This window comes from Streptomyces sp. NPDC007025, from assembly GCF_042869455.1.
Taxonomy (GTDB): Bacteria; Actinomycetota; Actinomycetes; order Streptomycetales; family Streptomycetaceae; genus Streptomyces.
In genome coordinates this window covers 148,231-161,711 of the sequence record NZ_JBIAFT010000013.1, presented here as the reverse complement: position 1 = coordinate 161,711, position 13,481 = coordinate 148,231, and the positions used below count along the sequence as shown (strand labels likewise).

Below are 13,481 nucleotides of genomic sequence, written 5' to 3'. Positions count from 1 at the left end.
GGAGCGAGCTTGATGAGCGTGCGGCTCATGGTGGTCGATGACCACCGCCTGCTCGCCGAGGCCCTTGCCTCGGCACTGAAGCTGCGCGGGCACCGCGTGCTCGCGGCGGCCGCGCCCAGCGGCGGCGCGGCCGAACTGGTCATCAGCAGGGCGCCGGAGGTGTGCCTGCTGGGAACGGCGACGCCCGCCGAGCCGGGCGTCTTCGATCCGGTGGTGCGGATCAAGAGAGAGAAGCCGCAGATCGCGGTGGTGGTGCTCGGCCCGGTGCCGAGCCCGCGCGGGATCGCCTCCGCCTTCGCGGCGGGGGCGTCCGGCTATGTGCGGCACGACGAGCGGATCGAGGGCGTCGAGCGGGCCATGGTCAAGGCGCGGGCCGGTGAGGCGGCCGTGGCGCCGCAGTTGCTGAGCCAGTCGTTCGCCGAGCTGCTCAACCCGGCCGCCGAGCCCGACGACGAGGGGGCCCGGCTGCTGCAGATGCTCACCCCGCGGGAGGTGGAGGTGCTGGTGCGGGTCGCCGAGGGCGAGGACACCCGGCTGATCGCGGCCGGCATGCGGATCGCCCCCAGCACGGCCCGCACTCATGTGCAGCGGGTGCTGATGAAGCTGGGGGTCGGTTCGCGTCTGGAGGCGGCCGCGCTCGCCGCCCGCACCGGACTGCTGGAGCGGGTCGGCGGTACGGGCGGCTGACCCGGCGCACGCGCCGCGCACGCCGGGTCCAGGTTCCGTCCGCGCTCCGTCGGCCGACGGCTCCGGCCCCGTCAGCGGCTCCGGTGTGCCGCTGACGGGACCGGGCGCCGCCTACTCCTCGTCCTCCGGTGCCGGTGGCGGGATCGTGGGGCTGAGGCGGAGCCACAGCAGGAAGCCCAGGCCCAGGATCAGCATGGCGAGTCCGGTCCACAGGTTGATGTTGATGTCCTGGGCCTTCTTCAGGTCCTCGTCCGAGGCGAAGACCCCCGCGAGGGTGACGAGCACGCCGTAGACCACGAACAGGCCGCCGATGATGCGCCGTACGTCGAAGAGGCGGGCCGCGGTGCTGGAGCGCCGCTCCAGCTCCTCGACGTCGGTGGCCACCTGCCGGGCGGCGGGCTTTTCGGTGCTGTTGTCGTTCATTGCGCTTCAGTGTCCTTCGCGTCGGGGCTCAGAAGGAGAAGGGGATGTAGCAGAGGGCCGCGAGGATCACCGCGCCCCAGCCCAGCAGCGCGGGCCGGCGGTACCAGGCGTCGTCGCCCTCGCCGGGCGGCTCCTCCGCGCCGGGCGACCGGGTGCCGTACACCAGCCCCGCGAGCTCCTCGACGGGCTTGGACCGGGTGAACAGCGTGACGACCACCATCACCGCGGCGCCCAGCACGAAGGCGACGATCGAGGAGACGAAGTTCGCGCCCTGGTCGCTGGGGATGTCGATGACGCCGTGCTTGTAGAACCAGAAGTAGTTCACCATCGCGCCGGCGGTGCCGCTCAGCAGGCCCCAGAATCCGGCGGCCGGCGTGGTCTTCTTCCAGAACATGCCGATGATGAACACGACGAACAGCGGCACGTTGAAGAAGGAGAACAGCGTCTGCAGGTAGTTCATGATGTTGCTGAACGAGGAGGCGATGAACGCGGTCCCCATGCCGATCAGCACGCCGACGACGGTGACCCGGCGGGCGGTCCTGACGTAGTACTCGTCCGGCTGGTCCTTCTTCAGGTACGCGGCCCAGATGTCGTTGGTGAAGACGGTGTTGAAGGAGGAGATGTTGGCCGCCATGCCGGCCATGAACGCCGCCAGCAGACCGGTGACCGCGATGCCCAGCACACCGTTGGGCAGCAGGTCGCGCATCAGCACCGGGATGGCGTCGTTGTACTGCAGCCCGTCCTCGTGCTTGCCCAGGGTCGGCTCCATCACGAGCGCGATCAGGCCGGGTATGACCACGACCGCCGGGATGAAGATCTTGGGGAAGGCGGCGATCAGCGGGGTGCGCTTGGCGGCCGAGAGGTTCTTGGCGGACAGTGCGCGCTGCACCTCGGCGAAGTTGGTCGTCCAGTAGCCGAAGCTCATCACGAAGCCCAGGCCCAGCACGATGGTCAGCCAGTTGGCGCCCAGCGGGTTGGCGGAGCCGATCCCGGTGCCGTCCCAGGCGGTCATGAAGGCGCCGCCCTTCTCGCCGGAGAGGGTGTCGCTGATGCCGCCCCAGCCGCCGACCCGCTTGAGACCCACGACGGTGAGCGGGATCAGCGCGGCGAGGATGACGAAGAACTGCAGCACCTCGGTGTAGATCGCCGAGGAGAGGCCGCCGAGCGTGATGTAGGCGAGCACGAAGAAGCCCGCCACCACGATGGAGATCCACAGCTCCCAGCCCAGCAGCGCCTTGAGCACGAGGGCGAGCGCGTAGAGGTTCACGCCCGCGATCAGCACCGAGGAGACGGCGAAGATGATCGAGCTGAGCAGGTGCGAGGAGGGGCCGAACCGGTGCAGCAGGAACTCGGGCACCGAGCGGACCTTGGAGCCGTAGTAGAACGGCATCATCACCAGGCCGAGGAAGACCATGGCCGGGATGGCGCCGATCCAGTACCAGTGCACGGTGTAGACGCCGTACTGGGCGCCGTTGGCGGCCATGCCGAGGATCTCGGTGGCGCCGAGGTTGGCCGCCACGAAGGCGAGGCCGGTGATCCACGCGGGGAGCGACCGGCCGGAGAGGAAGAAGTCGAGACTGGTCTTCACACTGCGCCGGGCGGCGAAGCCGATCCCGAGCACGACGGCGAAGTAGATGCCGAGGAGTGTGTAGTCGAGTCCGTTGGTGGGGAGCCGTAGCCCTTCGGCCAAGTGCAACATGGGTCACTCGCTTCATTGCGCGATCGGAACGCACGTGAACGTACCGCCGAGGTTTCAGTTTTTGAAAGGTCTTGTTGCGGGAGTTTGTTTGATTGTGATGAATGTCGACGGTTGACGTTGATGCTTTGTCCTGTTTCGTCCGCCCTGTTCCCGGCCATTGAGGGGCGGGGAACCGGTATCGGCCGCTGTTGAAGACTCTGTTGGCTCGTGGTTCCTTGTGTGTGATTATGTTTGAGGTCCAGGAACGAGGAGCCACCCGGTGAAGAAGACCTCAGGCCGTCTGGCCGACGGCCGCGAGATCGTTTACTACGACCTCCACGACGACGCCGTCCGCACCGCCGCCGACCGGCGCCCGATGCCCGCCATGGAAGCGCACGCGCAGGCCCGGCACGATCCGCTGCTGGACGAATGGGTGGGCGTCACCGCGCACCGCAACGCCCGCACCTACCACCCCCCGGCCGACGAGTGCCCGCTGTGCCCCTCCCGCGACGGGCGGATGAGCGAGATCCCGGAGTCCGACTACGACGTCGCCGTCTTCGAGAACCGCTTCCCCTCCTTCCACGGGGCGCCCGGCCCGCAGCGGACCGACGGCCCCGCCGGGATCTTCCGGCGGATGCCCGGCGCCGGCCGCTGCGAGGTCGTCAGCTTCACCTCCGACCACCACGCCTCCTTCGCCGACCTGGACGAGGAGCAGGCCCGCCTCGTCCTGGACGTGTGGACCGACCGCACCGCCGAGCTGTCCCACGTGCCCGGCGTCGAGCAGGTGTACTGCTTCGAGAACCGCGGAGAGGAGATCGGGGTGACCCTCTCCCACCCGCACGGCCAGATCTACGGCTACCCGTTCACCACCCCGCGGACCGCCCGGATGCTGCGCTCCCTGGCCGAACACGCCGCGGTCCCCGGCGGCAACCTCTTCGAGAGGCTGGTCGCCGCCGAACGCGCCGCCGGGGAGCGGATCGTCCTGGAGGGCGAGCACTGGATCGCCTTCGTCCCGCACGCCGCCCGCTGGCCCTACGAGGTGCACCTGCACCCCACCTCCCGGGTGCCCGACCTGCTCGGACTGAGCGAGCCGGCCCGCGCCGAGTTCCCCGGGATCTACCTGGAACTGCTGCGCCGTTTCGACCGCCTCTTCGGCGAAACCGCGGCCCGCACCCCCTACATCGCCGCCTGGCACCAGGCGCCGTTCGGCACCGACCCGGACGCGGGCCTCGCGGGTCGCGAGGAGTTCGCCCTCCACCTGGAGCTGTTCACCATCCGCCGGGCCCCGGGGAAGCTCAAGTTCCTCGCCGGCTCCGAGTCCGGGATGGACGTGTTCATCAACGACGTGCCGCCGGAGGCAGCGGCCGAACGGCTCCGCGAGGTGGCGTCGTGAAGCGCACAGCAACAGGTGGTTTCGTGTGCGGTGCACCCGGCGCACCCGGCGCCCGCGTGCGCACGGAAGCGACCCGAGCAAAGGACAGGCGCAATGGCTAAATACCTGGTGACCGGCGGGGCCGGATATGTGGGCAGCGTCGTGGCGGCCCACCTGCTGGAGGCGGGGCACACCGTCACCGTCCTGGACGACCTCGACACCGGCTTCGCGCGGGCCGTCCCCGGCGGCGCCGAGTTCGCCCGGGGCGGCCTGGGCGACGCGGCCCGGGTGCTGGACCCCTCCTACGACGGCGTCCTGCACTTCGCCGCGCACTCCCGGGTGGGCGAGTCGGTCGAGCAGCCCGAGAAGTACTGGCGCAACAACGTCGGCGGCACCGTCGAACTGCTGGCCGCCATGCGCACGGCGGGCGTGCGCACCCTCGTCTTCTCCTCCACCGCCGCCGTCTACGGCGAACCCCAGCGCACCCCGATCACCGAGACCGACCCCGCGGCACCCACCAGCCCCTACGGCGCCTCCAAGCTGGCCGTCGACCACATGATCGCCGGCGAGTGCCGGGCACACGGACTGGCCGCGGTCTCGCTGCGCTACTTCAACGTCGCCGGCGCCTACTTCGCCGCCGACGGCACCGCCTACGGCGAACGCCACGACCCCGAGTCGCATCTGATCCCGCTGGTGCTCCAGGTCGCGCAGGGGCGCCGCCCGGCGATCTCGGTGTACGGCGACGACTACCCCACCCCCGACGGCACCTGCGTGCGCGACTACATCCACGTCGCCGACCTCGCCGACGCGCATCTGCTGGCCCTCGACCGGGCCGCCCCGGGCGAGCACCTGGTCTGCAACCTCGGCAACGGCAGCGGCTTCTCCGTCCGCGAGGTCGTCCAGACCGTCCGCAAGGTCACCGGGCACGAGGTGACCGAGCAGGTCGCGCCGCGTCGCGGCGGCGACCCCGCCGTGCTGGTCGCCTCCGCCGAGCGGGCCCACCGGGAACTGGGCTGGCAGCCCCGGCGCGCCGGACTGGCGGAGATCGTGTCCGACGCCTGGCGGTTCGCACGGCACACCGAGCGGGAGCGCGCCCCGGAGGCCACGGCGTGAGCGGTGACACCGGGCAGCACACCCGGGACGTGCGGGACGGGTTCCGGGAGATCTACGGCACCGCACCCGAGGGCGCCTGGGCGGCGCCGGGCCGGGTCAATCTCATCGGCGAACACACGGACTACAACGACGGCTTCGTGCTGCCGCTCGCCCTCCCGCACACCGTGCACGCGGCCGCCGCCCGGCGCGACGACGGCGTACTGCGGCTGCACTCGGCCGATGTGCCCGGCGCCGCCCACCGGCTCCGGCTGGACGAGTTGAAGCCCGGCGCCGACGGCGGCTGGGCCGCCTACCCGGCCGGCGTGGCCTGGGCACTGCGGGAGGCGGGGCTGCCGGCCGGCGGCGCCGACGTGCACCTGACCAGCACCGTGCCGACCGGCGCCGGGCTCTCCTCGTCGGCGGCCCTGGAGGTGGTCACCGGGCTCGCGCTGAGCGAGCTGTACGGGCTGGAGCTGTCCCGGCCGCAACTGGCGCGGCTGTGCCAGCGAGCCGAGAACGACTTCGTGGGCATGCCCTGCGGGATCATGGACCAGACGGCCTCCGCCTGCTGCACCGAGGGCCATGTGCTGCACCTGGACACCCGCGGACAGCACTGGCGGCAGATACCCTTCGGCCTCGCCGCCGAGGGGCTGCGGCTGCTCGTCGTCGACACCCGGGTCAAGCACACCCTGGCCGACGGCGCCTACGCGGAACGCCGCCGGGCCTGCGAGGCGGGCGCGGCGGCCCTCGGCGTACGGGCACTGCGCGACATCCCGCACGGGGAGCTCGGCGCCGCGCTCGCCCGGCTGCCCGACCCCGGGGTGCGCTCCTGCGTCCGGCACGTCGTCACCGAGAACCGGCGGGTCGAGGAGGTGGTCGCGCTGCTGGAGCAGGGCGACCCGCGTGCGGCGGGCCCGGTGCTGACCGCCGGACACGCCTCCCTGCGGGACGACTTCCGGGTCTCCTGCGAGGAACTGGACCTGGTGGTGGACAGCGCGCTCGCGGCCGGGGCGCTCGGCGCCCGGATGACCGGCGGCGGCTTCGGCGGCTCGGCGATCGTCCTGGTCGAGGACTCCCGAGCCGGCGCCGTCGAGGAGGCCGTGACCGCCGCGTTCGAGGCGGCCGGCCATGCGGTGCCGCACTTGTTCGAGGCGGTGCCGAGCGCGGGCGCGCGCCGGCTGTGAGACGGCCGTCCTCCCCGGCCGGAAGCCGCCGCGCCCGGCGGACCTGCGGGCCGGATCCGTGTGTGCGGCACGGCCGCACGGATGCGCTCCCCACGCGCCCTGGCGCGCCCCCAGGGGGACGCGAGTACAACGACTTTTGTCAATTGCCTTCCGTTGTCACAGCTCGCCCGTACTCTGAACGTTGTGCACAGCACCGGTGGGGGCCGGTGCTGATCAGGGGGCGAGTCAGCCGGGTACGACGTCCGGGGGCGGGGTAGACAGCGAACACGGCGGCGGCCGTGTCGATGGCGCGTTTTCCCGCGCATGGGCGCCGTGCCCGCACTGCCAGGGGGTTCCATGCAACGTATTCGCGTGCTGGTGGTCGACGACCACCGCATTTTCGCCGAGTCCTTGGCCGCCGCGCTCGCGGCCGAACAGGACGTCGAAGTCGGCGCGGCGGGCAGCGGACCGGCCGCGCTGCGCCATCTGGAGCGCGGCGCCGCCGAGGGCCGCCGGTTCGACATCCTGCTCGTGGACGCCGATCTCGGCGCACCGCTGAACGGATCGGCGCAGCCCGGGAACGGCGCGCTGCCCGCTCCGGTCCCGATCCCGGCCCAGGCCGGTCCGCTCGGGCCGGGTACGGCGCGGACCAACGGCGAGAAGCCCGCCTCCGGCACCCCGCTCGGTGCCCAGGACGAAGCTCCGCCGGCCCCGGGTGGCGCCCCCGGCGGTTCCGGTGGCGCCGCGGACCCGCCGTCCCCGGCGGCCACCGTGGGCGGGTTACCCCTGGTGGCGCGCGTCCGGACCGACTACCCGGCGGTGCGCACCGTCGTCCTGGCCGAGCGCGACGACCCCCGGCACGCCGCCGCGGCGCTCCAGGCGGGCGCGGGCGGCTGGGTGGCCAAGGACTGCTCTCTCTCCCGGCTCCTGCAGGTGATCCGGGGCGTCCTCAAGGACGAGACCCACCTGCCGCCGGCCCTCCTCACCGGTGTCCTCCGGGAGTTGACGGCCAGCCGCAAGCACCGCACCGAGAGCGAACGCCTCGTGGAGTCGTTGACCCCGCGCGAGCGGGAGGTGCTGCGGTGCATGGTGGCCGGCCTGGGCCGGAAGGCCGTCGCCGAGCGGCTGTATCTCTCGCCGCACACGGTCCGCACCCATATGCAGAATGTCCTGGGCAAGCTGGGCGTCCACTCCACGCTGCAGGCGGTGGCCCTGGCCCGGCGCGCCGGGGTGGGCCCGGCCGAACTGGAGCCGGCGGGGGCGCGCTGACCCGGCCATGCGCCGCCTCGCCCCGCCGGATGTGCGAGCGGCGGGCCGCTGTCGGTGCCCCGTCCTAGGCTGACGTCCGCTCACCCGAGACCGACGGACGGCTGTGGAGGACGGAAGAATGCAGCGGATGACCGAGGCCCAGTGGCGGGACTTCGTCCTGACCGGCACCCGCACCGGCAAGCTGGCGACCACCCGCAAGGACGGCCGCCCGCATGTCACCCCGGTGTGGTTTCTGCTGGACGACGCGGGCCGGCTGCTGTTCACGGTGGACAGCGCCTCGCTCAAGTACCGCTCCCTGCGCCGGGACCCCCGCTTCTCGCTCTGCGTGGACGACCAGGAGCCGCCGTACAGCTTCGTGATGCTGGAGTGTGTGGCGGCCGAGTTCCTCGACGACCTCGAACTGATGCGCTCCTGGGCCACCCGGCTCGGCAGCCGCTACATGGGCGCCGACCGCGCGGACGAGTACGGCAGGCGCAACGCCGTCCCGGGCGAGTATCTGGTGCGGGCCCGCGTCGAGCGGGCCGTCGCCTTCGCGGGCGTCGCCGACTGAGGGGCCGCGGACGGCGCGCAAGGGCGACTACGGGGGCGCGTGCTCCGGCCCCGGTGCCGGGGTCGCCGAGCGGTGGCGCGGCGGCCGCCGCGCCGCTCATTCCGCGTTCCTGGCGGCGCTCCAGCCGCCGTCCACCACCAGTTCGGCGCCGGTCACGAAGGACGCGTCCGCCGAGAGCAGGAAGGCGATGGCGGCGGCCACCTCGTCGGGGCGTCCGTGCCGGCCGAGCACCGTCTCCCCGGCGGCCTGCCGCCGGTCCTGCTCCTCGACCCCGTCCCAGGCGGGCGTCATGACCGGGCCGGGCAGCACGGAGTTGACCCGTACCCGGGGGCCGAACTCCGCGGCGAGCTGGCGGCCGAGTCCGGTCAGCCCCGCCTTGGCAGCGGCGTACGCGGGGCGTCCGGGCAGTCCGGCGAGGGCCTGCACGGAGGAGGTCAGCACCACCGCGCCGGCCTGGCCGCGCAGGTCCGGGAGGCAGGCGCGCACCCCGAGGAAGGCTCCGGTCAGGTTCACCCCGAGCTGGGCCTCCCACACCGGGACGGAGATCCGGTCGGCGGCGCCCTCGTGCAGCAGCGACGCGTTGCACACGAGCCCGTCCACCGGGCCGAAGCCCGCGTGCGCCGTCTCCACGGCGCGCTGCCAGGCCGGTTCGTCCGTGACGTCTCCGAGGACGAACGCGGCCCGCCCGCCGGAGGCTGTGATCTCCCGTGCGGTGCGGTGCGCCCCGGCCTCCTCCTTGTCGAGGAGGACCACCGCCGCTCCCTCGTCGGACAGCCGGTGTGCCGTCGCGGCACCGATGCCGCGGCCGCCTCCGGAGATGACGACCGTACGTCCCTCGAACCGCGCGCCCATGGCCATGCGCGTGATCGTACGGGCCGGGTACCCGCCGGGGTAGGGCGCTCGGGGGAGTGCGCTCAGCCGGGGATGTTGTCGAACGGGGCCGTCAGCTGCCGCAGCAGCGCCGCGAGTTCGCCGCGCTGCAGGGGGGAGAGCTCGACGAGGATGGCGCGCTCCTGGTCGAGCAGTCCGGCCAGGGCGCTGTCGGCCCGCTCCTGCCCTTCGGCGGTGAGCCGGACCAGGACGCCGCGCCGGTCACTGGGGTCGGGCAGCCGTTCGACGAGCCCCTTCTTGGCGAGGCGGTCGATGCGGTTGGTCATCGTGCCCGAAGTGACCAGGGTCTGGGTGAGCAGTTGACCGGGGGAGAGCTGGTAGGGGGTGCCCGCACGGCGCAGCGCGGTCAGCACGTCGAACTCCCACGGCTCCAGGCCGTGCTCGGAGAAGGCGATGCGCCGGGCGCGATCCAGGTGCCGGGCCAGTCTGCTGACCCGGCTGAGCACCTCGAGCGGCTCAACGTCGAGGTCAGGGCGCTCCCGGCGCCAAGCTGCCACCAAACGGTCGACCTCGTCCTCCATGGGATCAGTGTAGAGGTTGTGTCGACGTGAAGTCTCTTGACGTCAAGAGATAGCCGGGGCACCCTGCTGCCATGTGGGACCCCGAGCAGTATCTCCGGCACGCCGGGCCGCGGCTGCGCCCCGTCCGCGATCTCCTGGCACAGGTACCCGAGCGGTTGCCGGGGCAGCCACACGTCAGAATCGCCGATCTCGGCTGCGGCCCCGGCGGCCCCAGCCTCCCGCTGGCCGAACGCTGGCCCGAGGCGCACATCACCGGGTACGACAACGCCCCCGAGATGCTACGGGAGGCCGACCGGCACACCCGCCCCGGCCACCTCGACTTCGCCTCCGCCGACCTCGCCCACTGGCGCCCCGACCCCGCCGAACACTTCGGGCTGCTCTTCTCTAACGCGGCGCTCCAGTGGGTGCCGGGACACCGGCACGCGTTCCCCGACTGGCTCGCGGCCCTGCCCCCCGGCGGCACCCTGGCCTTCCAGGTGCCCGGCAACTTCGACGCGCCCAGCCACACCCTGCTGAGCGCGCTGCGCGACTCCGCACGCTGGCGCGACCGGATCGGTGCACGGACCCGCTCCGGCTCGGTGCTCACCCCGGCCCGGTACGCGGACCTCCTCGCCCCGCTCGGCCCCCGCGGCTGCGCCGTCGACGCCTGGGAGACCACCTACCTGCACCGGCTGACCGGCACCGACCCGGTGCTCGAATGGACCAAGGGCACCGCCCTCCGCCCCGTGCTGGCCGCGCTGGCCGACGACCCCGCCGCACGGGACGACTTCCTCGCCGAGTACGCGGCGGCGCTCCGCCAGGCGTATCCGCGCGCCGCCGACGGGACCACGGCGTTCCCCTTCCGCCGCGTCTTCGTGGTCGCCGTCAAGCGCTGACGGGGACGCGGCTCCGTCAAGCGCCGACGGGGGCCGTGACCACCGGTTCCGGGCCGGTGCCGCGGTGGTCGGACCCGGCCGGCCGCCCGGCGGCCCGGGCGGCCCGCCACTCCGGGGCCAGGACCGACCAGACCTCGATGTCGGTCCGCTCGCCGCGGTACCGGAACATCTCCCGCAGCACGCCCTCCTTCGTCATGCCCAGGCGCCGGGCCACCGCGATGCTGGGCTCGTTCGCCGAGGGCACCTGCCACTCCACGCGGTGGATGCCGCGCTCCTCGACCGCCCAGTCGATCAGGACCCGCACGGCGCGGGTCACCAGTCCGCGGCCCACCGCGGCCGGCTCCAGCCAGCAGCCCGCCTCAGCGGTGCCCTGCGCCACGTCCATCGTGCGGAAGAGCACCCCGCCGACCAGCGTGCCCCCGGCCGTTCGGATGCCGAGGATCCGCCCGGTGTCGGTGGCGGCCTTCTGCGCGTACGCCGTGAGGAAGGCGCGAGCCGACTCCAGGTCCCGGTTGGCGTCCGCCAGCCCGACGTGCCGGCCGATGAACTCCCGCCCGCGCTCGATGTGGGCCAGGAACTCCTCGGTCTGCCACGGTTCGAGCGGGCCCAGCACGGTGCCGTCGTCATCCAGCGGTATTCCGAACATCGCCGTCCTCCACGTTCCCGTGTGCGCCCCTCTGGGCACACCGCGGAGGGAGCTTTGCACATTTTCCGCCGCGGCCGAACGGATTTCCGAGCGGCTCTCCGTGCCGGAGCGGCTTCCCCGCGGGGCGGCTCGGTGCACGCCCGGTGCGGCCCCCTCGGCACGGCCGCTGCCGGGCCCGGCACCGGCCGCCCGCGCCTGCCGGAGGTCAGGACCGGCGGTGGCCTATCAGGCGGGGCTTCTGCTCCAGGCCGTCGAGGCCGTGCCAGGCGAGATTGACCAGGTGCGCCGCCACCTCGGCCTTCTTCGGTTTGCGGACGTTGAGCCACCACTGCCCCGTCAGGGCCACCATGCCGACGAGGGCCTGGGCGTAGAGCGGGGAGAGCTTGGCGTCGAAGCCGCGGTTCTTGAACTCGCGGCCGAGGATGTCCTCGACCTGGGTGGCGATGTCGGAGATCAGGGAGGCGAAGGTGCCGGTGGACTGGGGGAGCGGCGAGTCCCGCACCAGGATGCGGAAGCCGTCGGTGTACTGCTCGATGTAGTCCAGCAGTGCGAACGCGGCCTGCTCGAGCAGTTCGCGGGGATGGCCCCCGGTGAGCGCCCCGGTCACCATGTCCAGCAGGCGCCGCATCTCCCGGTCGACGACGACCGCGTACAGCCCCTCCTTGCCGCCGAAGTGCTCGTAGACCACCGGCTTGGACACCCCGGCCTTGTGCGCGATCTCCTCGACGGACGTGCCCTCGAAGCCGCGATCGGCGAAGAGGGTGCGGCCGATGTCCAGCAACTGCTCGCGGCGCTCCTTGCCGGTCATCCGGCGGCGGGCGCGCTTCTTGGGGCTGCCGCTGGACGGCGGCGTCGTCTCGTCGGTCGGCACGGGAGGGGCCTTCCCTGTCGGCTGGCTGGCTGGGGCCCCATGGGCCTGACGTGGCCCCTGGGTCAGCACAGCATCATGCCGCCCTGGCCGGCTGCTCCGGACGGCGGGAGTCCGCGCCGGGGGTGCCCTCCGGCGCCGGGTCCTGCTCCGGGCCCTGCGGGGCGCTCTGCTCCGGCTTCCGGCGGCGCGGGCCGTCGTCGCCGCGCTTGGCGTCCAGCCGGTCGCGCTTCGGCCAGCGCACGTCGTACGCCCAGCCGGCCTTCTCGAACCAGCCGATGATGCGGGCGCTGGAGTCGATCTGTCCGCGCTCGACGCCGTGCCGGGCGCAGGTGGGATCGGCGTGGTGCAGATTGTGCCAGGACTCGCCGCAGGAGAGCACGGCGAGCCACCACACGTTGCCGGACCGGTCCCGGGACTTGAAGGGGCGCTTGCCCACCGCGTGGCAGATGGAGTTGATCGACCACGTGACGTGGTGCAGCAGCGCGACGCGCACCAGCGAGCCCCAGAAGAACGCGGTCACCGCGCCCTGCCACGACCAGGTGGCCAGTCCGCCGATCACCGGCGGGATCAGCAGCGAGACGGCCGTCCACAGCACGAACTGCCGGGAGACGGCGCGCAGCGCGGGGTCCTTGACCAGGTCGGGCGCGTACTTCTGCTGAGACGTCTGCTCTTCGTCGAACATCCATGCGACGTGCGCCCACCACAGGCCCTTCATCAGCGCGGGGATCGTCTCCCCGTACCGCCACGGCGAATGCGGGTCACCCTCGGCGTCGGAGAACTTGTGGTGCTTGCGGTGGTCGGCGACCCAGCGCACCAGCGGGCCCTCGACGGCGAGCGAACCCATCACGGCGAGCGCGATCCGCAGCGGCCGCTTCGCCTTGAACGAACCGTGCGTGAAGTAGCGGTGGAAGCCGATGGTGATGCCGTGGCAGCCGATGAAGTACATCGCGACCAGCAGCCCCAGATCCAGCCAGCTCACCCCCCATCCCCAGGCCAGCGGCACCGCGGCCACCAGCCCGATGAACGGAACGGTGATGAACAGCAGCAGTGCGATCTGTTCGGCCGAGCGCCGCTTCTCGCCGCCCAGCGTCGCGGACAGCGGCGCGGAAGCGGCGCCGCCTGCCTGCGGTCCGGTGGCGGGGGAGGCCGCTGCGGCCTCCGGCGAGTCGGCGGGGGCGGGCTGTGGCGAACTGTCGAGCACGTCCGGGCTTGTCGTCATAGATGTCCCTCATTGGACCTCGGCTTGGCTACGGTTCCGTAACCTACGGCGTCGTAAGTATGGCAGCCGTAAGTCACGGGACAAGGGGGTGCACGCCGGGGCGCGACGCGCCGCTGCGCCCATCCCTCGGACGGCAGTGCTGTGCCGCTCGGCGGCCGACCTATCCTGGTCCCGTCGGACAGCGCGGTCCGCCACCTGCCCGAAGCAACCCCGCAAGGGAAGCA

The 13,481-nt window shown here is 72.6% G+C and carries 14 protein-coding genes; 7 read left to right on the top strand and 7 right to left on the bottom strand.

The annotated features are described in order from the left end of the window. Window positions 1-12: 12 nt before the first annotated feature. Window positions 13-687, top strand: coding sequence for a LuxR C-terminal-related transcriptional regulator (locus ACFYMO_RS25045; RefSeq protein ID WP_019355434.1), 675 nt, complete (start codon window positions 13-15; stop codon window positions 685-687). A gap of 111 nt (window positions 688-798) precedes the next feature. Here the strand turns inward: ACFYMO_RS25045 and ACFYMO_RS25040 are convergent, their stop codons facing one another. Both ACFYMO_RS25040 and ACFYMO_RS25035 read right to left on the bottom strand, forming a co-directional pair. Continuing rightward, window positions 799-1,110: a hypothetical protein gene (locus ACFYMO_RS25040; protein ID WP_366773610.1), complete on the bottom strand. Its 312-nt coding sequence runs from the start codon at window positions 1,108-1,110 to the stop codon at window positions 799-801. A 28-nt stretch (window positions 1,111-1,138) separates the two neighbouring features. Further along, window positions 1,139-2,809, bottom strand: a complete 1,671-nt coding sequence (locus ACFYMO_RS25035) for a sodium:solute symporter family protein (RefSeq protein WP_366773609.1) — start codon at window positions 2,807-2,809, stop codon at window positions 1,139-1,141. Between the two features lie 259 nt (window positions 2,810-3,068). Here ACFYMO_RS25035 and galT point away from each other — a divergent pair, with 259 nt between their 5' ends. The 5 genes from galT (at window position 3,069) to ACFYMO_RS25010 (ending at window position 8,234) form a co-directional block, all read left to right on the top strand. Further along, on the top strand, window positions 3,069-4,181 hold the full coding sequence (galT, locus tag ACFYMO_RS25030; protein WP_366773608.1) for a galactose-1-phosphate uridylyltransferase: 1,113 nt from the start codon (window positions 3,069-3,071) through the stop codon (window positions 4,179-4,181). Between the two features lie 93 nt (window positions 4,182-4,274). Further along, window positions 4,275-5,273, top strand: coding sequence for a UDP-glucose 4-epimerase GalE (gene galE / locus ACFYMO_RS25025; RefSeq protein ID WP_366773607.1), 999 nt, complete (start codon window positions 4,275-4,277; stop codon window positions 5,271-5,273). After that, window positions 5,270-6,436 carry a galactokinase gene (gene galK, locus ACFYMO_RS25020; protein ID WP_366773606.1) on the top strand — a complete coding sequence of 389 codons (1,167 nt, stop codon included), beginning with the start codon at window positions 5,270-5,272 and terminating at the stop codon, window positions 6,434-6,436. The genes galE and galK overlap by 4 nt, the downstream gene beginning before the upstream one ends. 336 nt (window positions 6,437-6,772) lie before the next feature. Beyond that, a complete protein-coding gene (locus ACFYMO_RS25015) occupies window positions 6,773-7,684 on the top strand; it encodes a LuxR C-terminal-related transcriptional regulator (protein ID WP_366773605.1) in 912 nt (303 codons plus the stop codon). A gap of 127 nt (window positions 7,685-7,811) precedes the next feature. Further along, the gene (locus ACFYMO_RS25010) at window positions 7,812-8,234 is read left to right on the top strand and encodes a PPOX class F420-dependent oxidoreductase (RefSeq protein WP_366773604.1); all 423 of its coding nucleotides are present in this window, start codon (window positions 7,812-7,814) and stop codon (window positions 8,232-8,234) included. A gap of 96 nt (window positions 8,235-8,330) precedes the next feature. Here ACFYMO_RS25010 and ACFYMO_RS25005 read toward each other — a convergent pair whose 3' ends face one another. Next, window positions 8,331-9,092, bottom strand: a complete 762-nt coding sequence (locus ACFYMO_RS25005) for an SDR family NAD(P)-dependent oxidoreductase (RefSeq protein ID WP_366773603.1) — start codon at window positions 9,090-9,092, stop codon at window positions 8,331-8,333. Window positions 9,093-9,148: 56 nt separating this feature from the next. Continuing rightward, a complete protein-coding gene (locus ACFYMO_RS25000; RefSeq protein WP_366773602.1) occupies window positions 9,149-9,646 on the bottom strand; it encodes a MarR family transcriptional regulator in 498 nt (165 codons plus the stop codon). Between the two features lie 71 nt (window positions 9,647-9,717). Between ACFYMO_RS25000 and ACFYMO_RS24995 the strand changes: the two genes are divergently transcribed. Continuing rightward, a complete protein-coding gene (locus ACFYMO_RS24995; RefSeq protein WP_366773601.1) occupies window positions 9,718-10,521 on the top strand; it encodes a trans-aconitate 2-methyltransferase in 804 nt (267 codons plus the stop codon). Between the two features lie 16 nt (window positions 10,522-10,537). Here the strand turns inward: ACFYMO_RS24995 and ACFYMO_RS24990 are convergent, their stop codons facing one another. The 3 genes from ACFYMO_RS24990 to ACFYMO_RS24980 all read right to left on the bottom strand — a co-directional run bounded on the left by ACFYMO_RS24990 (window position 10,538) and on the right by ACFYMO_RS24980 (window position 13,257). After that, window positions 10,538-11,167 carry a GNAT family protein gene (locus ACFYMO_RS24990; protein WP_366773600.1) on the bottom strand — a complete coding sequence of 210 codons (630 nt, stop codon included), beginning with the start codon at window positions 11,165-11,167 and terminating at the stop codon, window positions 10,538-10,540. A gap of 205 nt (window positions 11,168-11,372) precedes the next feature. Next, the gene (locus ACFYMO_RS24985) at window positions 11,373-12,038 is read right to left on the bottom strand and encodes a TetR family transcriptional regulator (protein ID WP_019355465.1); all 666 of its coding nucleotides are present in this window, start codon (window positions 12,036-12,038) and stop codon (window positions 11,373-11,375) included. Between the two features lie 73 nt (window positions 12,039-12,111). Next, window positions 12,112-13,257: an acyl-CoA desaturase gene (locus tag ACFYMO_RS24980; RefSeq protein ID WP_388549039.1), complete on the bottom strand. Its 1,146-nt coding sequence runs from the start codon at window positions 13,255-13,257 to the stop codon at window positions 12,112-12,114. Between the last annotated feature and the right edge of the window lie 224 nt (window positions 13,258-13,481).

What these genes read in the sequence shown, in the direction of transcription:
- ACFYMO_RS25005 (WP_366773603.1), bottom strand. Translation starts at nt 9,092, where the DNA reads ATGGCCATGGGCGCGCGGTTCGAGGGACGTACGGTCGTCATCTCCGGA.
- ACFYMO_RS25035 (WP_366773609.1), bottom strand. Translation starts at nt 2,809, where the DNA reads ATGTTGCACTTGGCCGAAGGGCTACGGCTCCCCACCAACGGACTCGAC.
- ACFYMO_RS24980 (WP_388549039.1), bottom strand. Translation starts at nt 13,257, where the DNA reads ATGACGACAAGCCCGGACGTGCTCGACAGTTCGCCACAGCCCGCCCCC.
- galE (WP_366773607.1), top strand. Translation starts at nt 4,275, where the DNA reads ATGGCTAAATACCTGGTGACCGGCGGGGCCGGATATGTGGGCAGCGTC.
- ACFYMO_RS25040 (WP_366773610.1), bottom strand. Translation starts at nt 1,110, where the DNA reads ATGAACGACAACAGCACCGAAAAGCCCGCCGCCCGGCAGGTGGCCACC.
- ACFYMO_RS25015 (WP_366773605.1), top strand. Translation starts at nt 6,773, where the DNA reads ATGCAACGTATTCGCGTGCTGGTGGTCGACGACCACCGCATTTTCGCC.
- ACFYMO_RS25010 (WP_366773604.1), top strand. Translation starts at nt 7,812, where the DNA reads ATGACCGAGGCCCAGTGGCGGGACTTCGTCCTGACCGGCACCCGCACC.
- ACFYMO_RS24990 (WP_366773600.1), bottom strand. Translation starts at nt 11,167, where the DNA reads ATGTTCGGAATACCGCTGGATGACGACGGCACCGTGCTGGGCCCGCTC.
- ACFYMO_RS25045 (WP_019355434.1), top strand. Translation starts at nt 13, where the DNA reads ATGAGCGTGCGGCTCATGGTGGTCGATGACCACCGCCTGCTCGCCGAG.
- ACFYMO_RS24995 (WP_366773601.1), top strand. Translation starts at nt 9,718, where the DNA reads ATGTGGGACCCCGAGCAGTATCTCCGGCACGCCGGGCCGCGGCTGCGC.
- ACFYMO_RS25000 (WP_366773602.1), bottom strand. Translation starts at nt 9,646, where the DNA reads ATGGAGGACGAGGTCGACCGTTTGGTGGCAGCTTGGCGCCGGGAGCGC.